General features: G+C 69.5%; 18 protein-coding genes. 11 read left to right on the top strand and 7 right to left on the bottom strand.

Features of this window, described 5'->3' with window-relative positions:
* The first annotated feature begins 139 nt into the window (after nt 1–139).
* The 7 genes from KUTG_RS20065 to KUTG_RS66325 all read left to right on the top strand — a co-directional run bounded on the left by KUTG_RS20065 (nt 140) and on the right by KUTG_RS66325 (nt 7,506).
* Nucleotides 140–1,117: a ScbA/BarX family gamma-butyrolactone biosynthesis protein gene (locus KUTG_RS20065; protein WP_052395027.1), complete on the top strand. Its 978-nt coding sequence runs from the start codon at nt 140–142 to the stop codon at nt 1,115–1,117.
* Nucleotides 1,111–1,713 carry a nitroreductase family protein gene (locus tag KUTG_RS20060; protein WP_043718777.1) on the top strand — a complete coding sequence of 201 codons (603 nt, stop codon included), beginning with the start codon at nt 1,111–1,113 and terminating at the stop codon, nt 1,711–1,713. The genes KUTG_RS20065 and KUTG_RS20060 overlap by 7 nt, the downstream gene beginning before the upstream one ends.
* Nucleotides 1,710–2,546, top strand: a complete 837-nt coding sequence (locus KUTG_RS58735) for a UbiA prenyltransferase family protein (protein WP_043718775.1) — start codon at nt 1,710–1,712, stop codon at nt 2,544–2,546. The genes KUTG_RS20060 and KUTG_RS58735 overlap by 4 nt, the downstream gene beginning before the upstream one ends.
* Before the next feature lie 17 nt (nt 2,547–2,563).
* Nucleotides 2,564–4,585 carry an MMPL family transporter gene (locus tag KUTG_RS20050; RefSeq protein WP_052395025.1) on the top strand — a complete coding sequence of 674 codons (2,022 nt, stop codon included), beginning with the start codon at nt 2,564–2,566 and terminating at the stop codon, nt 4,583–4,585.
* On the top strand, nt 4,582–5,856 hold the full coding sequence (locus KUTG_RS20045) for a cytochrome P450 (RefSeq protein ID WP_043718774.1): 1,275 nt from the start codon (nt 4,582–4,584) through the stop codon (nt 5,854–5,856). Before KUTG_RS20050 ends, KUTG_RS20045 begins: the two co-directional genes overlap by 4 nt.
* A gap of 1,186 nt (nt 5,857–7,042) precedes the next feature.
* Entirely contained in the window at nt 7,043–7,258 is a 216-nt protein-coding gene (locus KUTG_RS63745; RefSeq protein WP_232240871.1) for a hypothetical protein, read from the top strand.
* On the top strand, nt 7,225–7,506 hold the full coding sequence (locus tag KUTG_RS66325) for an HC3 family zinc finger protein (protein ID WP_369794487.1): 282 nt from the start codon (nt 7,225–7,227) through the stop codon (nt 7,504–7,506). The genes KUTG_RS63745 and KUTG_RS66325 overlap by 34 nt, the downstream gene beginning before the upstream one ends.
* Here the strand turns inward: KUTG_RS66325 and KUTG_RS61465 are convergent.
* Nucleotides 7,388–7,714 carry a hypothetical protein gene (locus KUTG_RS61465; RefSeq protein WP_198047926.1) on the bottom strand — a complete coding sequence of 109 codons (327 nt, stop codon included), beginning with the start codon at nt 7,712–7,714 and terminating at the stop codon, nt 7,388–7,390. The two genes, KUTG_RS66325 and KUTG_RS61465, sit on opposite strands and share 119 nt — an antisense overlap.
* Nucleotides 7,715–8,058: 344 nt before the next feature.
* Here KUTG_RS61465 and KUTG_RS20035 point away from each other — a divergent pair, with 344 nt between their 5' ends.
* Nucleotides 8,059–8,868: a Crp/Fnr family transcriptional regulator gene (locus KUTG_RS20035; RefSeq protein ID WP_198047234.1), complete on the top strand. Its 810-nt coding sequence runs from the start codon at nt 8,059–8,061 to the stop codon at nt 8,866–8,868.
* Nucleotides 8,869–8,938: 70 nt separating this feature from the next.
* On the opposite strand, the gene KUTG_RS20030 is transcribed toward KUTG_RS20035, so the two are convergent.
* Both KUTG_RS20030 and KUTG_RS58725 read right to left on the bottom strand, forming a co-directional pair.
* Complete coding sequence (locus KUTG_RS20030) at nt 8,939–9,700, bottom strand: Crp/Fnr family transcriptional regulator (RefSeq protein ID WP_043718769.1); 762 nt, start codon at nt 9,698–9,700, stop codon at nt 8,939–8,941.
* 517 nt (nt 9,701–10,217) lie between these two features.
* Nucleotides 10,218–10,358, bottom strand: coding sequence for a hypothetical protein (locus tag KUTG_RS58725; RefSeq protein ID WP_157494657.1), 141 nt, complete (start codon nt 10,356–10,358; stop codon nt 10,218–10,220).
* A 625-nt stretch (nt 10,359–10,983) separates the two neighbouring features.
* On the opposite strand from KUTG_RS58725, the gene KUTG_RS20025 reads away from it, so the two are divergent.
* Together KUTG_RS20025 and KUTG_RS20020 are read left to right on the top strand one after the other, a co-directional pair.
* Nucleotides 10,984–12,285 carry an IS256 family transposase gene (locus tag KUTG_RS20025; RefSeq protein ID WP_043729001.1) on the top strand — a complete coding sequence of 434 codons (1,302 nt, stop codon included), beginning with the start codon at nt 10,984–10,986 and terminating at the stop codon, nt 12,283–12,285.
* Nucleotides 12,286–12,863: 578 nt separating this feature from the next.
* On the top strand, nt 12,864–13,187 hold the full coding sequence (locus KUTG_RS20020; RefSeq protein WP_084579527.1) for a DoxX family protein: 324 nt from the start codon (nt 12,864–12,866) through the stop codon (nt 13,185–13,187).
* A gap of 29 nt (nt 13,188–13,216) precedes the next feature.
* Here the strand turns inward: KUTG_RS20020 and KUTG_RS66320 are convergent, their stop codons facing one another.
* Genes KUTG_RS66320 through KUTG_RS66310 form a run of 3 tightly spaced genes read right to left on the bottom strand, consistent with a single transcriptional unit; the run spans nt 13,217 to nt 14,653 of the window.
* Nucleotides 13,217–13,708, bottom strand: coding sequence for a transposase (locus tag KUTG_RS66320; RefSeq protein WP_369794486.1), 492 nt, complete (start codon nt 13,706–13,708; stop codon nt 13,217–13,219).
* Nucleotides 13,671–14,225: a hypothetical protein gene (locus KUTG_RS66315; protein ID WP_369794485.1), complete on the bottom strand. Its 555-nt coding sequence runs from the start codon at nt 14,223–14,225 to the stop codon at nt 13,671–13,673. Before KUTG_RS66315 ends, KUTG_RS66320 begins: the two co-directional genes overlap by 38 nt.
* A complete protein-coding gene (locus KUTG_RS66310; protein ID WP_043718767.1) occupies nt 14,222–14,653 on the bottom strand; it encodes a transposase in 432 nt (143 codons plus the stop codon). The genes KUTG_RS66315 and KUTG_RS66310 overlap by 4 nt, the downstream gene beginning before the upstream one ends.
* Nucleotides 14,654–15,006: 353 nt before the next feature.
* Here KUTG_RS66310 and KUTG_RS58715 point away from each other — a divergent pair, with 353 nt between their 5' ends.
* Complete coding sequence (locus KUTG_RS58715) at nt 15,007–15,162, top strand: hypothetical protein (RefSeq protein ID WP_157494656.1); 156 nt, start codon at nt 15,007–15,009, stop codon at nt 15,160–15,162.
* 175 nt (nt 15,163–15,337) lie between these two features.
* On the opposite strand, the gene KUTG_RS20005 is transcribed toward KUTG_RS58715, so the two are convergent.
* Nucleotides 15,338–17,752 (bottom strand): LuxR C-terminal-related transcriptional regulator, encoded by a 2,415-nt coding sequence (locus tag KUTG_RS20005; RefSeq protein ID WP_043718766.1) that lies wholly within the window; start codon nt 17,750–17,752, stop codon nt 15,338–15,340.
* Between the last annotated feature and the right edge of the window lie 74 nt (nt 17,753–17,826).

Below are 17,826 nucleotides of genomic sequence, written 5' to 3'. Positions count from 1 at the left end.
TGAACGGGAACCTGCGCGCGGCGCTCGCGGGACTCCTGCTCTGGGCATGGCGGCAGGACATCGGGCTCGACCCGTGGAGCGTGATCGTCGTCGGATCCGCGGTGTTGCCGATGACCGTCGACACCAGGCGAGGAGCGGCATGCACAAGCTGACGTTCTCCCGAACCGTGCCCCGCGAGCTGGTGCACCGGGCATCGGTTGCAGAGGTGTTCGTGACGTCACTGCTCGACCACGGCGGCGGGCGGATCGACGTCGGTGTCCAACTGCCCAGGTCGCACGCGTTCTACGGGGACTCCGACAACGGCCACCACGATCCGGTCGCGTTCGCGGAGGCAGCTCGCCAGGCGTGCCTTGCCGTGGCGCACGAGTGCTTCCGGGTTCCCGCCGAGGCTCGGTTCTTGTTGCGAAAGTTCGAGCTCCGCTTGCTTGATCCGGCGGCCATCGCCGTCACCGACACACCGTGCGATGCCGTCCTCCGCTGTCGGGTGGTGCAGCGCTTCACGCACGACGGGCGACTGTGCGGCCTGCACCTCCGGCACCGGGTCGAGATCGACGACCGGCACGTGCTGACCGCCGACTTCGCCTTCTCCTGGCTGCCCGAAAGCGAATGGGCCCCGGTGCGTGGCACGATCGAACCGCCGCGCGCAGTGCCGCCGCCAACAAGATGCGCGGCCGCCGTCGTCGGACGCAGGTGCGACCGCAATGTGGTGATCGGGCCGCCGCACGTCGAAGGCAGCTTCGCCCGTGCCACCGTCGTCGTGGACACCGCGCACCCGACGCTGTTCGACCACCCGGTCGACCATGTGCCGGGGATGGTGCTGGTCGAGGCGTTCCGCCAGCTGGCGACGGCGTGCGCCGCGGTTTCCGCGAACCTGGACACCGGCCTGCTGACCGCGCTGCGCTGTCGGTTCAGTGCCTTCGCCGAGCTCAGTGCCGAGGCGGTGTGCCACTGCCGACTGGGCGCGGTCCAGATGATGGCCGCCGACCGTGAGGTGGAGGCGTGGTGTTGGATCGACCAGTCGGGCCGCACCGTTGCCGACGCCCAGCTCCGGCTGAGCTTCCCGACCACGGCGGTGGACGCGCCGCACGCCGACGGCCTGGCGGGACGCACATGCTGATCGACGAGGCGCTCACCACCACCCGCGCCGTGCGCCGCGGCGTCGATCTGCGCCGGCCGGTCACGCGGGACGTCGTCGAGCGTTGCCTCCGGATGGCGGTGCAGGCGCCGACCGGCGGGAACAGACAGGACTGGCGGTTCGTCGGGATCGACGACCCAGGTCTGAAACAGACGATCGCCGACTGCTACCGCGCCGCCTCCGTGGCGTACCTGGACCAGGCAGCACGGACGGCGGACACCGACTCCGCCCGGTTTCTGGCGCAGAACCTCGAACGCGTGCCCGTGCTGCTGCTCCCGTGCATCCAGGGCCGGCACTCGCCGACCGAGCACCCGGCACGGACCGCGAGCCGCTACGGCTCGCTGTACCCGGCGGTCTGGAGCTTCATGCTCGCCGCGCGGGCACGAGGCCTCGCCACCGCGTTCACCACCGTGCACCTGGTGTACGAGCGGGAGGTCGCCGACCTGCTCGGCATCCCGTACGACGAGGTGACCCAGGGGTGCCTGATACCCGTCGCCTACGCCAAGCGCTGGTTCGGGCCGGCGCCCCGGCGGCCGGTCACCGAGGTCACCAGCTGGAACCGCTGGAGGCGCGGATGACCATGTTCACGCTCCGGTTGGGGCGCTTCGTGCTGGCGCGGTTCCGCCCGCACGTCTATGTCAGCTATGGCGTGCTGTGGACGTTCGCGCTTGAGGCGGTGGCCGGCGATCACTGGCGGCCGTCGCCGGCCACGGTCGCCCGCGCCGCGAGCGTCGTGCTCAGCCTGCTGTTCCTCCGGATGCTCGACGAGCGGAAGGACCTCGACTACGACCGCGTGCACCATCCGGACCGCCCCCTGGTGACGGGCGCGATCAGCGTCGGCGAGCTGGAGACGGCAATGGCGCTGATCATCGTGTGCGTCCTCGCGCTCAATGCGCCGATCTCGGTGGTCTCGGTCAACCTCGCGCTGCTGGTTCTCGGCTACGGACTCGCGCTGTCCGCGGTGGAGCGCCGATTCCCGGCCGTGCGAGACGGGCTGCTGCTGAGCCTCGCGGTCAGCTATCCCGTGCAACTGCTGATCAGCTGCTACCTCTACCTGTCGTCGACCGCCTCTGTGGACTGGCGGGTGGTGCCAGTGGTGCTCGTCTTCGCCTGCGTGTTCCTGCACTTCGAATTCGCCCGCAAGACGCGGTGGCATGGCGACGCCGGGGAACGGCTGTACTCGGTGGCGCTCGGCCCGACGCTGAGCGGCATGGTGACGCTGTGCTGGGCCGTAGCCGCGGTCGTGCTCATCATGCAGCTCACCACGACGTGGTTCGTCGTGCTGCTCGCGCCGCCCGTCCTCGCGGCCCGGCGGTTCTTCGCCGGTGCCAGCGAGTCCTGGCCGCTGGCCGCGGCCATGGCCTTCGTGCTGCTCAGCTACCTGTCCCTCATCGCCTACGGGCTCCGCTGACGTCCGGGAGCATCGCCTTGCTCAACCGTCTGGCCGACCTCACCGTGTCCCGGCCCCGCACCGTGCTCGCCGGCGCGGCGGTGTTCCTGCTCCTGTCCGTCGCCTGCGGCCACGACGTGGCTGACCGGCTCCATGGTCTGGGCGCGACGGATCCGGCGGCTTCCTCGTCGGTGGCCGCCCGCACGCTGTCGACGGAATTCCCCACCAGCAACCCGAACCTCGTCCTGCTCGTGGACTGCGCCCGCGGTGTGGACGAACCGGCCTGCGCCGCGGACGGGTCCGCCGTCGCCAAGCGGCTGGCCGGCGAGACGTCCGTCACGGGCGTCACGTCGTACTGGCTGGGCCGGGAGACGGCGCTGCGCTCGCGCGATGGACGGCAGGCGTTGATCACCGCCCGGATCACCGGGTCCGAACTAGCGGCGGCCGACCGGTCCGCGCAGCTGGCTGTCGCTTACGACGGCCGCCACGGCAGCGTGCTGGTGCGCACCGGCGGCCAGGCCGCGGTGGCGGACCAGGCGCGTCACACGATCGCCGACGACCTGACCCGCGCGGAACTGCTTTCGCTGCCGTTGACGCTGGTCGTGCTCGTCCTGGTGTTCGGCAGCGTGGTCACCGCGTTGCTGCCGCTCGTGGTCGGCGCGATCGCCATGCTGGGTACCGGCGCCGTGCTGCGGGCGGTCAGTGAGTTCGCCGATCTCTCGATCTTCGCCCAGGAGCTGAGCGTCGCTCTCGGGCTCGGGCTCGCGATCGACTACGCGTTGTTCATCGTGCGGCGGTTCCGTGAGGAGAGACCGCGTCCCGACGCTGTCCGCCGCGCGATGCTGACGGCCGGCCGCACTGTCGTGTTCTCCGCGGCCACCGTCGCGGTGTCGCTCGGCACCCTGTTCCTGTTCCCACTGGGCTTCCTGCGCTCGTTCGCATACGTCGGCGTGAGCGTCGTGCTGCTCGCGGCGGTCGCCGCGCTCACGGTCGTGCCGGCGGCGCTGACCGTGCTCGGCGCCCGCGTCGAGGCAGGCCGTATCCGCAGGCCATCCGAAGTGGACAGTCGAAAGTGGACGCGCACGGTCATCAGGTTCGCACCGCTGGTCGCCGTCCTGGTGGTGACCCCGCTGGTGCTGGCGGCGCTGCCGTTCCGCGACGTCCGCTTCGGCTCGGTCGACGACAGGCAGCTGCCGGTCGACGCGCCGGCCCGTGTGGTGCAGCAGGAGATCCGCGACAACTTCACCGGCAACGGCCGGATCGACGTGCTCACCACGGCCCCCGCATCGGACGTGGTGTCCCGGCTGGCGGGCCTGCCCGGGGTCGTGGCGGTGGCGCAACTCGGCCGTGTCGGCGACACCAGCGCCCTCGCTGTTGAGACGTCCGAGGACGCCGTGTCGCCCGCGAGCCAGGACCTCGTCCGCACGATCCGCGCCCAGGGCCTCCCGTTGCAAGTGGCCGGCCAGGCCGCCGAACTCGTCGACGCACAGGCGGCTGTCGGCAGTCGCCTGCCGTACGCGCTGGCGTGCATCGCGGCGGCGACGCTGCTGCTGGTGTTCCTGATGACCGGGACCGTCCTGCTACCGATCAAGACCGTGGTGCTCAACGCGCTGAGCCTGACCGCCACGTTCGGGGCCGTGGTGTGGGTGTTCCAGGAGGGCCACCTGTCCGGGCTGCTGGGGTTCACCCCGGTCGGCGCCATCGACACCACGCTGCCGGTGCTCATGTTCTGCCTGGCGTTCGGGCTGTCCATGGACTACGGCCTGCTCGTGCAGTCCCGGGTCCAGGAGGAGTACGCCCGGACCGGCGACAGCCGGGAAGCCGTGGCCGTCGGGCTGGACCGCAGCGCGCGGGTCGTCACCGCGGCGGCAGCCATCCTCGTCATCGTGCTCGTCGCGGTCGGCACCTCGGGCGTGCTCAACATGAAGATGCTGGGCCTGGGAACGGCCCTCGCGGTCGCCGTCGACGCGACCGTCGTCCGCTGTCTGCTCGTCCCGTCCGTGATGGTCCTGTTCGGACGGATCACCTGGTGGACCCCCTTCCGGAGGAAGCAGCGATGAACACCGTCACCACCATGCCCTGTCGGCTGCCGGTCATCGGCCACGGCCTGCCGCTGCTGCGGCGGCCGCTACGGTTCGTCACGTCGTTGCGTGACCGCGGCGAGGTGGTCCGGATCCACCTGGGCGGGGTGCCGGCCTACGTCGTCACCACCCCCGAGCTGACCCAGCGGGTGCTGACCGGCGCCGCCGGCGAGTTCACCCGCGACGACGTCTCCGATGCCGTCCGGGCGATGTTCGGCCGCGCCGTTGCCACGCTCGCCGGCGAGGAGCACCTGCGGCGCAGGCGTCAGCTGGCGCCCGCGCTGCGTGCCGCCCGGATCCGTCAGCACGTGCCGACAATGGCGGACCTCGCCGACCAGCGTGCCCGGTCCTGGCGCCCCGGCGACCGCATCGCCGTCGACGCCGAACTGTTCGAACTCTCGCTCGCCACCCTGTCGACGACCTTGCTCGGCGCCGACCTCGCACCGGCCGCGGTGGCCGAGATCCGCCGGTCACTGCCGGTGGCGCTGGCCGAGATCCCGCGCCGGCTGCTACTGCCGCGGCGCCTCCGGCAGCTGCCGACCGCCGCCAACCGGCGCTTCGTCACCGCCGCCTTCCGGCTGCGTCGAGTGTTTCGCTCGGTGGTCGCGCAGCGCCGGGCCGCCGGCGCCGGCGCCGGGGATCTGCTGTCCGCCCTGGTGTTCGAGGCCGGCCTCTGCGACGACGAGGCGGTCGACGAGCTGGTCGGGCTGCTCGTCGCCGGGGTGGACACGCCCGCGGCCGCCGTCGGCTGGGTGTGCCACGAGCTCGGCGCACACCCCGAGGTCGAGGCGCGACTGCATGCCGAGCTGGACACCGTCCTCGGCGACGGGCGGGTCACCGTGGACCGCGTGGCCGCGCTCCCGGTGACCAATGCGGTGATCATGGAGGCGCTGCGCAAGTACCCGGCCTGGATCAACCTGCTCCAGGCCGCCACCGAGGTCGACCTCGGCGCGGTCCGGCTGCCGCCGGGCAGCACCGTCGCCGTCAGCCCGTACCTACTGCACCACGACCCCTCCCGGTTCTCCTGGCCGGAGACGTTCGACCCGGACCGCTCGTTTGCCGGATCGCTGCCGTTCAGCACGGGTGTCCGCAAGTGCCCCGGCGAGGGTTTCGCACTGACGGAGATGGCGGTGCAGGTCGCCACGATCGCCCGGCGATGGCGGCTGCGCCCGACCGGTCCGGTCCGGCCGGTCACCCGAGGCGTCGTGGTGCACGCGGACCGTCTCACCATGATCGCGCACGCCCGGTGACGCCACGCACCCGCGTCGCGACGCCCGTCCCCGTACCGCGCCAATAGCCGACACGTAGGCGGTGACCAAGTGTTTCGCTGGTCGGGTAAGGCAACTCGACGGACCTCGCCGGGTTGCCTCCGCAGCGATCTCGCATCCTGGACCACGGAATGTCAGCCGAAGTCTGCCCGCGTCCTCCGGCCACCCCAACCAATCCACTCCGGTCGGAGACGTCGGTGAACCGGCGACAGCCGGCCCGGAGGGGGGCCACGCGCAACCGGACCGGCTGCCTGCACACCAGCAGGGCGCCGACCAGCGGTGGTCTCCCTGGTGAGTCGATCTGTGGAGGAACGGAACACCACCGGCCACTCGCGCCTCATGCTGCGCGTCGGCGGTCAGCACTCGCACCACCCGACAGCCACTTGCTGCGGCGGTAGCCTCGTGCTGTCGGACAGCAACTCACAGAATGCCGCAGCCCACACCCCGGCGCGAGGGGCTATTACGCGGAATCCTCACAATTCGACGACGGTGTCAACAACTCGCCACCCCTGACCCGAGGCCCCACCAGGCCGCGACGCGCGCGCCAGCTCCAGGCAATCCAACGTGCCCAGCCCGCCACGCCGTCAACGTCCGCCTGAGGGGCCTACCGGCAAGCTCCGGCGCTCTAGACACACAGCCGGACTCATGGTCACCGCCCCGAACGCCTGAGAGGTCCGTTCGGAGTCGGCGACACCGATGGATCCTCCGGCGTGTTCGATCTTGGTCCGATGGCCTCTGATCGTTCAGCACCGGGCCGGTGGCATCAAGGGCGCCGACGGCAGGCGCAGGGTCGTCCACCGGCAGAGCCTCCGATCATGACGAGCGGGGTACTGCGCGCGCCGGGTCCCCGCAACGGGCGATTGCATCACCACGGGTGTGCCCGTTATGGAACGGCGAACACTGTCCGATGAGGCACCATTGCGTCCCCTGGCGGGCGGCCACACGGTTGAAAGGACGCGTCGGGCACGCAGACTCGAATGCGTACAACGAAAAGCCGCACGTCACGAGGAGTGATCCGACTGTGATGGGAAAAAGGCTCCGTCAACTCTCCCTGCGACGCACCATCGATCAACTGACCCACGGCCCGCGCGAAATACGAACCCGGGCCCGCACGCGACGGACCACGGCCGATCCCGCACCTACCGGGGCCTGGTCCCGATTACTGGAGATGAACCACCAGGGAGTTCAGGTCTTCTCCGCACACGGCGGTCCCAGCGGCACTGACGACGGACGCGTTCGCCACATCGTGCTCGTCCCTCCCCCGTACGTCGTCCCTCCCCCGTACGTCGTCGCGTACTGCGCGGCCGTGCTTTCCGTGGAGGGCATGCGACTTCCCGGCCCCGGCCCGCTGTGCTCCTCCTGCCTGCGGCAGGTGCGGCTGTGAACCCGTGCGGACAACTGCTGCAGCCCCATTTCACCTGGCAGCCCGCCGCCCTGCGGAGGCACTGCTATCTCGCTGAACACCCCGCGTGGCCGGGCACCGAGCTGACGGCGCTGTGCGGCGTGGTCATCGTCAGCCATCCAGCCAATCGGGACGAGTGGTACTGGCCGACGTGTCCGCACTGCTACGACGAGGCTCGGCGGATCCAGCTTCGCTGGGCGGATGACGGTCGGACATGGCCCCTGACGTGACCAGCCACAGCGCTGGATTCATCTGAAGGACCTCGAACACCTCCTCGATGGCCACCCCGAGCCGACCGGCCGGCTCGCTGGGTCTGGAACCGCGGCTCAGCTGCTGCGCCAGGTCGGCGGCCGTCTCGCGCAGCCCGGCCTGGAGCGCGGCATGGCATTCGGACATTTGCCGCAGACCCGGGGCCGTAGTGCTGACGGGCCAGGACACGGGCGAACGCAGAAGCGGCCGGTGAGGTCGATGCGGGCATCAGCGGTCCTTGCGGGAGTTCGGTAACTCGATTGCCTGGCCAGAACGGGAACTACCGGGCGACGCCCAGATTTACCGGTCCACACGGCTAGATCAAGTCGCCGGACCACTGCGGGTGAGCAGATCGTCCTCGGGATGACAGTGTCTGTTCCGACCCGACGACTTCGCCACGACCATGGGGAATCCGGCACTCGTACACCAATGGTTATTGCGCCGACAATGTTCGTGCGCCGCATTCGGTGTACCGAACTGCCGCAGGAAATACCGTGCGCGGACCTGGGGGCCGGAACTTCTGGAGGACACGGGTGGACGAAGTGGTGGGGAATCGGCTTGCGCGGGTGACGCCGGATGCGCCCGACGACCGGCACGTCGCACCGAGAAATGTGCCGTTCGCGCTGGCCAACGCGCGATTCGCCGTGCGCGCGCTCGGCGGCACGCGACGTGCGGAGCGGTCCGTTCTGTCGACGCTCGCGGAACAGTTGTGCGCTCGGCAACTCCGCGTCGGAGAGGACCTGTGCTCGCCCGGACAGTGGTCGCCAGGCATATGGATCATCCAGGACGGCATCGCGGAGGTCGCCGTCGGCGTCGGCGCCAACCGGTGCGTGGTGCAGACGTTGTGCCGCGGGGAGGCGTTCGGCGTCGCGCCGCTGGTGTCGGGCCGCTGGATCCCGTGCCGCGTGCAGGCCGCCACCCATGTTTCCGCGCTGTTGTGGCCGGCGCACGGGTTTCTCGTTCAGCTGGAGCGGAATCCCGCGCTTGCGCGATTGTTGCTGGACGGTCTGGCCGACCGCGTCGTGGACGGCCGGATTCGGCTGTCGGCCTTGCTGGCCAGCAGCTTGGCGGTTCGTGCCGCGCGCATCCTGCTGCTGGAGGAACGCGACGGAGTGGTGCCGGTCTCGCAGGCGACGTTGGCGTCGATGATCGGCGCGTCGCGGCCGGCGCTCAACCGCGTGCTGGGGGACTTCCAGCGGGACCGGGCGATCGAGCTTCAGTACCGCAGGATCCAACTGCTCGACTGGGACCGGCTCGAAGACCTGGCCCAGTCCACGACGGCACCGGCACGGCACGAGCCGTCGCGGGGGCCGCAGATACGCCAGCTGCACACGGGCCGCTGATGCCGCGCCCGGCCGGGTGGCTCAGCCGCCCGGCCGGGCGCCTTTCTCGCGCGGGGCGCAGAATGGGCGGCTATCTCGGTTCCGCACGGCGACGGCTGTCGAGCACGCTGACCGGTTCGTCCTGAAAGGGCTGGGCGAGCCGGACCAGGGCGGCGCGGTCGAGGATCCGGATCGCCCGGTAGGACAGCTCGATGACGCCGGTCGTCTGGAGTCCGCGCAGGATGCGGTTGAGCGCCTGTCGGGAGGCGCCGATCATCGATGCGACGACGTCCTGCGGCAACGCGACGACGCCATCCCGCGCCTCGATCAGCAGGATGCGCGCCGCACGGACCTCGAGGCTGCTGACCGCCACCGAGGCGAGCCGCACCCAGCCGTCGGTCACGCGTCTGCTCAGCGTGGGCAGCAGCATCAGGGCCAGCGCGGGGCGCCGGTGCAACGTGCCGAAGAACAGGCTGGCCGGCCATTCCAGGACCGACACGGTGTCCACCGCCTGTGCCTGGCAGGGCACATCCAGTCCGCCGAGCAGCTGAACGATGCCGACGACCTCGCCGGCGCCGGCGGTCTGCACGACCCGGCGGCGCGCGCCCCGCCCGACGGCCACCTCGACCAGGCCGTGCTGGATGATCCAGACAGCCGACGGGCGTCGGTGCGCCTGCCACAGCTTCTCGCCGGGCCGCAGCGACCGCAGCGACAACTGGGCGGCCAGCGTCGACAGCACGCCGAAGTCGACGTCGCCGACGTTCTCGGGGATCTCGCCGCCGGACAGGCAACAAGCCGCGAATCTTGCCTGCTCCAGCCCGGCGCGGCGATGCTCGGGCCTGGCGTCGTCCATCTGTCGCTCCCTCCAGTCACTGCCGACGGGGACGGGACACCGGTCGACGACCGCTACGACGCGATATGCAGGATGCAACTTGCCAGAAGGTAGTGGGGGACAGTAGACAACGGCGATGGATGCCACCCGATCGGGCGATGTGGGTCTCCCCTGAACGGCGCAGCTGAGCTGATTCCTTCGTACCCGCGCCGAACGTCGCGTGCACGAGCATTCGCCGCGACGGGCGAGCAACCCACGCGCCGCGCCGTCGGGGCGGGCGAGCGGCGCAGGGCCGCGTTCGTCGAACGGCGGCTCGGCGAGGAGCATCGCGCCCGCGGGGGCATCTGTGACTCCGATGACCTTGATTGCTTTGTCATGCAACGAGGTTTGATCCGCCCGGACCAGGCTTGGCCGGCACCCGGACGATCGCGGCGGAGTTGGGTGATCGCCTCCGCCGAGGCGCGGATCGCGATCGGAGGGCAACGAGTCCGAGCGATGCCCGGACTCGTTGTCGTCAAACGGAATTCGGCACACCAGGCTACTGATCGTGCGCCATGCCGACGCCCTGATCGGCCCACACGCGGGACAGCCGAACGGTCTGCGGCTGGATCACGACCGGCCGGACGGCGAGGGCGATTTCCTGACGCACCGGCAACTGGACGGCAGGCTGGAGGGTCACCCGACGCCCAGGCCATGGTGGATGCCGCCCACGACATCCTGTCGGAGCTACGACTCACGGCCAGCCGAAATCACCTCATTCCACCGTGGACCTGGTGCGGTCGGTCCCGTTCGACAAGGCGGCGGCCGGGTAGCCGAAGGTGACCCGGCATCCCGCCGTGCAACGAGGCGTACGACGACGACCACGAAGGCGCCAGAGGCAAGGACGAGGATGTGCTGCTAGGCAAGGGCAAGCCGCAGATCCTGCCGGCGGCTGGGGCGTGATCATCACTCGCAGGTTGGGGCGGCAGCTGATGCGGGCTCCGTGGCTGTCGACGGAGTGGCACTCTGTCGGTGTCGGGCTCTGCTCGACAGGGGTGCGGGTGGCCTGGCCTGGCTGTGTGATCCGTGGACGACGCCCGCATCCGCGATGGCTGGCATGTCTCGGGTCGCGTTACCGCTCATCGGAGCATGTTGCGACACAAGGGACGCGTTGCTGGATGTCCGGTTCTCGCACTGGTTGGAGCTGGAGAGGAGGTTGTCCCAGGTCTCGTGGAAGTTCTGAGGTGGCGGTCCCCCGCCTGAGACCTGCCATGAGGTAGGTGTTGGGCGTCTGCCAGGACAACCCGACAAGCAAGGGGACCGCCGTGGATAAGCAGTACCAGACACCGGAGATCGACTCGACCCGGATCGCCGTGCCCGAGCGGATCAGTATCGCGCTGGACGAGATCGCCGCCGACCTGCGCGAGGGCCTGCTCGCGCTCGCGGTGGGCGCTGGCATGCAGGTGTTGACCGCGATGATGGACGCGGACGTGACCGCGATGTGCGGGCCGCGGGGCCAGCACGATCCGGACCGGGCCGCAGTGCGCCACGGCCACGAGCGAGGGTCGGTGCCCCTGGGCGGACGGCGCGTGCCGGTTACCCGACCCCGGATGCGCGCGGCTGATGGCTCCGGTGAGCTGCCGGTGGCCAGCTACGAGGCGGTCAACGACACCGAGGTGCTGGGCCGGATGGCGCTGGAGAGGATGCTGGCCGGGCTGTCGACCCGCCGCTACACCGCCGGCCTGGAACCGGTGGGTGCCCAGGTCACCGACGCCGCTACGGCGGTCAGTAAGTCGGCGGTGTCGCGGAAGTTCGTGGCCGCGACCGAGACCGCGTTGGCCGATCTGCTGTCGGCTGATCTGTCCACACTGGATCTGGTGGCGTTCATGGTCGACGGGGTGCATTTCGCCGAGCACTGCTGCGTCGTGGCGTTGGGGATCGGCATCGACGGCACCAAGTACCCGCTGGCGCTGGTGGAGGGCTCGACCGAGAACGCCACCTTGGTGACCGAGTTGATCGTGAGTCTGCGGGAGCGGGGTCTAGATGTCACCCGCCCGGTCCTGGCGGTGGTCGACGGCTCGAAGGCGCTGCACCGCGCGATCAAGGACGTTTTTGATCATCCGGTGATCCAGAGGTGTCAACTACACAAGGTCAGGAATGTGGTCGACAAGCTGCCTGAGAAGCTGAAGTCGGTGGTACAGCGTCGAATGCGTGATGCCTACCACGCTGAGGGTGCCCTGGCCGCTCAGGCTCAGTTGGAGGCGCTGGCCGCGGAGTTGGACCGCACACATTCTGGTGCGGCCGCTTCGGTGCGCGAAGGGCTAGATGAGACGCTGACGGTGCTACGGCTAGAGGTGTCCCCGACGTTGGCGCGAACCTTGCGCTCTACCAACGCCATCGAGTCGATGATCTCTATCTGCCGCGAGCATGCCCGCAACGTGAAACGCTGGCGTGACGGGAAGATGGCGTTGCGTTGGTGTGCTGCGGGCATGGTCGAGGCTGGCAAGCAGTTCCGCCGTGTCAACGGGCATCTGCACCTGCCCGCGCTACGGGTCGCGCTCGAACGGCATGTCGCGACCGAAACCGCCGGTGTTGTGAGGCATGATGGGCGTGTGACCGCAGCCTGACGATCATGGGCCGCCACCGAAGTTCCACGAACCTCGGGACAATCTCGCTGGAGAGAGTCTGGAGGGAGTCTGGAGAGTCCGATGACCCTGAACCACGCCGAACAGCGGTCTTCGACAGCGAACGGGCCGCGGTTTTCCTGTGGTGTCTTGAGTTCCGCAGGTGACCGTCCTTGGATCACCGGCAGCGTCAGGGTCTGGGGTCCCCTCAGATCCATGATTGTCGAATACGTTGGATCCGCCTCCTGGCCTGGGAGAACCGACCGCCACGGCCGTGCCATCCTGGGGCAGACCTCGCTCGTGAGCGGATCAGCGTCGATCGGTGTTCGCCGCCTTGATCAACGAGTGCGAACGCCTCGCGTGAATCTGCTGGTCGGCGCCGGTGACCGACGTCTGGACCCGCTTGTGGCCACCGGAGCACTGCCTGTCCCGATCGCGTCAGAGGCGCATGTCCGCCGCACTCGCTCCTCGCGTCAACCGAAGTCATCAAGTCAGCCGAAGTCGGTGGATATGGAGGAGGCGTGAAGGTCAGGTCGGAATCGTTCCAACCAGTTGGCTTTCGTCTCTGTCGAGGAGGGGCCATGCGGCTCATCGGGCAAGGAAAAGACTATGTGCTCTCCCTGTATCGGATCGTTCTCGGTTTGCTGTTCGTCTCTCATGGCGCTGGAACATTGTTCGGTGTTCTCGGCGGCAAGCAACAGGCCCTTGCGTTCGGAAGCTGGCCCGGGTGGTGGGCGGCGGTGATCCAGTTGGTGGCCGGCAGCCTGGTGCTGATCGGGTTGTTCACCAGGGGTGCGGCACTGCTGTGCTCGGGGTCGATGGCGTTTGCCTACTTCACGGTGCACCTGCCGAGATCGTTCTTCCCGCTGGCGAACGGCGGTGAGGCGGCGGTGCAGTTCCGGTAGTTGTCAAGTCCAATTGAGACTGTTGTGGCCTACGAGGCTGGTTGCGACTGTTGGTGGACGGGCTGGTTGATCCAGGCCACCTCCGGCAGCACGGGCGGGCGGGGCCGGCGGGCGAAGCGCTCAGGGTGCGCGGCGTAGGCCCGGTTGAGCGTGGCCTGCCGCTGGACACGGATCTGCTGCGCGGTCCCGAAGTGGACCGAGGCCGGGGTGTGCATCCCGATTCCGGAATGCCGGTGCTCATGGTTGTAGGCCAGGAAGAAACCCTCGCAGAACGCGCGGGCGTCGGCCAGTGACCCGAACCGGTCGGGAAAGTCCGGCACGTACTTCATCGTCTTGAACTGCGCTTCGGAGTACGGGTTGTCGTTCGAGGTGCGCGGCCGGGAGTGAGACCGCAGGACACCCAGGTCCACCAGGAGTTCGGACACCGGCTTGGACACCATCGCCCCGCCGCGGTCGGCGTGGATCGTGTGTGGCTCGCAGCCGTTACGGCGCACCGCGTCGGCGAGGAAGTCCTTGGCCACGACCGCGTCCTCGGCCGCGGCGACCAGCCAACCGGTGACGTACCGGGAGAAGATGTCCAGGGATGACGTAGCACTTGTACCAGATCCCCTTCGCGGGCCCTTTCAGCGCGGTGATGTCCCAGGACCACACCTCGCTGGGGCCGCGGGCGACCAGCTCCGGGCGGACCCGGGGCGGGTGGGTGGCGTGCCGGCGGCGTTCGGACACCTGCCTGGCGGCGCGGGCGATCCGGTACATGGTGGAGATCGAGCAGTGGTAGCGGCCTTCGTCCAGCTCGCGGGCCCAGACCTGGGGGATGGCCAGGTCCCGGTAGGCGGGGCTGGTCAGCAGGGCGAGCACGGCCGCCCGCTCGGCGTCGGCCAAGGCCGCCGGCGGTGGGGTGCGGGGCAGCCATGGGCCGTGCATCGGGCCTGTCGGGCTGGCGCGTCGATAGTGGGTGGCGCGGGGAATGCCGGTCAGCGCGCAGGCTTTCTGCACCGAGGTATGGGCGTCGCGCAGCTCGGTGAACGCGGTCGTCATGATGTCGTCGGCGGCTCGTCGGTGTCCGCACTCTCGGAGAGTTCTTCCAAGAGTGCGTGTGCTTTTCCCATGATGTCCAGCGCGAGTCGGGTCTTGGTGAGGTCGGCTTCCAGTTGTGCGTTGCGGCGGCGGAGTTTGTCCAGCTCGATCTGCTCGGCTGTCTTCTTGGGGCGCCGGGCAGGGGCGGCGGGGTCTGTGGGTCCGGTGGTCAGGGCGCCGGCGTCGCGGGCTCGTGTCCATTCGATGACGTGGGAGGAGTACAGGCCTTCCCTGCGGAGGATCGCGCCTTTCTCGCCGTTGGGGGCGTTCTCGTACTCGGTGACGATCGCCAGCTTGTACTCGGGGGTGAACGCCCGCCGTGTGGGTCGCGGTGCGGGGTCGGCCGGCGGGGTCGAGCGGGTGGGCTGGTCGTCAGCGGGGGTGGACACGGGCACAAGGATCTCCGATCCCGCCCTTGGTCAGGAACCCCTCGTGCTCACACGGGGTGTCTCACACGATCCTGGCAAAGAGGGTTCTGCTGGGCGTTCCTGCTCGTCGTCTTCTTCGGGTCCGGCGTCTGGTCGATTGATCGGCTGCTGCATCGTTCCGTCGAGGTACGTGCCGCCGCCATCGAACAGTCGGCGGCGCAGTAGTCAGTCATTACATGGGCTCGACACCATTACCGGTACCGACTACCTGACGAGCAACGGGGAACTGGACCCGCCCGGCACACCACCCAGAAGACGGACACTGCTGGTAGCGCCGGTGTTGGCAACCGCGCCGCACGGACTGTCCATCGGCATTGATCGCCGCGCTGCTTCCCGTGCACCGGATCGCGCAGTTCGTCGGCGATGTCGCGGCGGCCGTGATCCTGATCGTGACGAGCGTGGTCGGTGCCGTAATGAACCGGCGGTCCCTGACCGGAACCGGGCGGCACCGCGAGATCCCCCACGTGTGAGCTCATCGGTGATGAAAGCGTGCGCGCGGGGGCGAGGTCGGCGCCGTCGGACTTGCAGGTTGACCGGCTACAGGGTGACCGACGAGCCGGCCCCGGACGTCGTCAACCTGAGTGAATTCGGCGTCCGGGTCACGAGATGGCCGGGTGGCCGGTCAGGACCAGGCCACCTCGGGCATCAGACTCCGATCACCTTCGATGACCCGGCAAAGGTCCCGTTACCTCTCACCCGGAGAAGGCCCAGCTCGCAGGCACGCCGGATGGCTTCGTTGCGGCGATTGGCGGACAGCTTGCGCAGAATCCCACGTATGTGAGTCTTCACCGTGTTAACTGACACGAACATCTTCTGCGCGATCTCGTCATTGGACAGCAGGGCGGCCATGTTGCACAGGACCTCGTGCTCGCGGTCGGTCAGCGGCTCGATGAGCGTGGCGGGCGCACTGGCCGGCTGGATGGTCGGTGTGCCAGCGATCGCGCTGCCCAGCCAGAGGTGGCGCTTGACGAGTTCCTGCTCGTGTCGCAGGAACCGCCGCAGCCGGGGCGGTGCCTCGACGATCGGGCGCCGCAGGTTCTCCGGAGCCGCGAGCTGCAACGCCTGCTCGAGCGCATGCCTGGCGAGGTCGTTCCTGCCCCGATCCAACTCCTGGGACGCCTTGCGCAGCCACAGGTTCACCCGAGCCGCCAGCGTCTGGATCTCCGTCTCGCTGGTCAGCCAGGGCGGCAACGGCGCGGTCGTGAGCCCGACACACCTGCGGAGCAGCCGGCCACGTACGACGGCCAGCGCGGCAGCGGCCACCGGGTCGTCGTGGTCGGCGTTCGCCCGCATGTGCTGTCGAGCACGGGGGACGTCGTACTCGTCGGCGTAGATCCAGGCGAACGCCGCGTCGACGGCTGGGGGCCGATCCTCACCGACCAGCCGGCTGGCCAACCGCGCGAACTTGGTGGCCCGACGCAGTCGGCCCCGGACCGCGTTGAGCAGGGCGAGTTGCCCCAGCGCGTGCGCCCTCAGCCGATCCAGCCCACCAGCCTCCGCGGACTGAGCCGCAGCGACGAGCGTGTCCTCGGCATCCTCGAGTTCGCCCGCCCACAGCAGGGCGCCCCCCTTGCTCGCCGCCACGACGGCACGCAGATTCGCCGGCGTCACCTCGCCGTCGGCTGCCAGTTCCTCGACCGTGGCCGCCGCCGCGACCACCCGGTCGACGTCGGCGCGTGCCCCGGCCAGCAACGTTTCCAAGGCGGCGATGGAGAGTCGGACCGCCCGGGTGCCTGCCTCGGGCGCACCGTTGTCGACCGACTCCCGTGCTCGCGACAACTGATAGGCGCAGGCTTCGTCGTCCTTGGCTGCCATCGCGAGTGCGGCCCGCAGGATCGCCACGTGTGGACCACCGACATCGCCCGGCATGGCCTGGAAGACCTGGGCGAACGGGGGCGAATCCGTGCCTGCCAGCAGTCCGCCGATCGCCAACTCCTCGACGACGAGCGTGGCCGCGCACTTCCAGTCCCCGGCCATCGCGCTGTGGCCCGCCGCCACGACGACCTGTCCCTTGGCCACCAGCCATCGCGCCGCCTTGCGGTGCAGCCGCGTGAGGTTCTCACTCGACTCGCAGTAGTCGAGCTGGGCTCGCAGCAGGTCGCGGAAGAGCGGGTGGTAACGGAAGCCGCCGTCGTCGGTCTGCTCCACGAACGCGTTCGCGCTGGCCAGGGCCCGCAGGACCCGCGCGCTGTCCGCGCGGCCGCTGAGCTCGTCGGCGAGTTCGGGCCGCAGCGTGTCGACCACGCACGTGCTGAGCATGAACTCACGGATGCCGGGTGGCTGGAAGTCCAGCACCTCGGCGAGAAAATACTCGGCCACGTCGCGTCGGCCCCCGCCGAAGCGGTGCACGATCCGCTCACCGTCCTGGGGTGACCTGTCCTGCAACGAGATCGCCGCGAGGCGAAGTCCGGCCGCCCACCCCTCGGTCCGCTCCGCCAGCAGCGCAAGGCTGTCCTGTGCCAGTTGCGCGCCGTGCTCGGCCAGCAGTGCCTGCGTCTCGGGAACGGTGAAGGCCAGCTCGTCGAGCCGGATCTCGGTGGCCCATCCCGAGAGCCGGTACCGGTGCAGCGGAAGCGGCGGGTCCATCCGGCTGATGGCCACTACACGCAACTGGGGGCAGGAGTGCTGGATGAGGAATTCGATGTCGCTGACGACCCGCCCGTGTCCCAATTTCTCGACGTTGTCCAGTACCAGCACGGACGGTTCTGGTTGCTCGGACAGGCAGGCAGACAGGCGGATCAGCAGCGAGCGGTCCACCGCCTTGGCCCGTGCCGGCCGATCGACCGCACCGACCTGGACTCCGCTGCGCGCCAACCCTTCCAGCACGTACGTCCAGAAGATCCCCGGCCGGTCGTCCCCGGAGTCCAGGGTGATCCAGGTGACCCTGCCCGGCGCCAGTCCGGCCGACACCCACGAGCTGGCGAGAACGGTCTTGCCAGAGCCAGCCGGCGCGCTGACGAGTGTGAGCGGTCCTCGGGCCCCATGACGTAGGCGGTCGAGAAGCCGCTGCCGCGCGACGACCCGGGACCGGATCTCCGCCACGCGCAGCTTCGCCGACATCAGGGGATCTCCGCTGGGAGTCGCCGCGTCTACCGCGGCAGTCTCGGCACGCACCTCAAGTCACCCGCCTGATC

It is taken from the genome of Kutzneria sp. 744 (assembly GCF_000568255.1).
Lineage (GTDB): Bacteria > Actinomycetota > Actinomycetes > Mycobacteriales > Pseudonocardiaceae > Kutzneria.
This window is presented reverse-complemented; position numbering and strand designations above follow the sequence as displayed.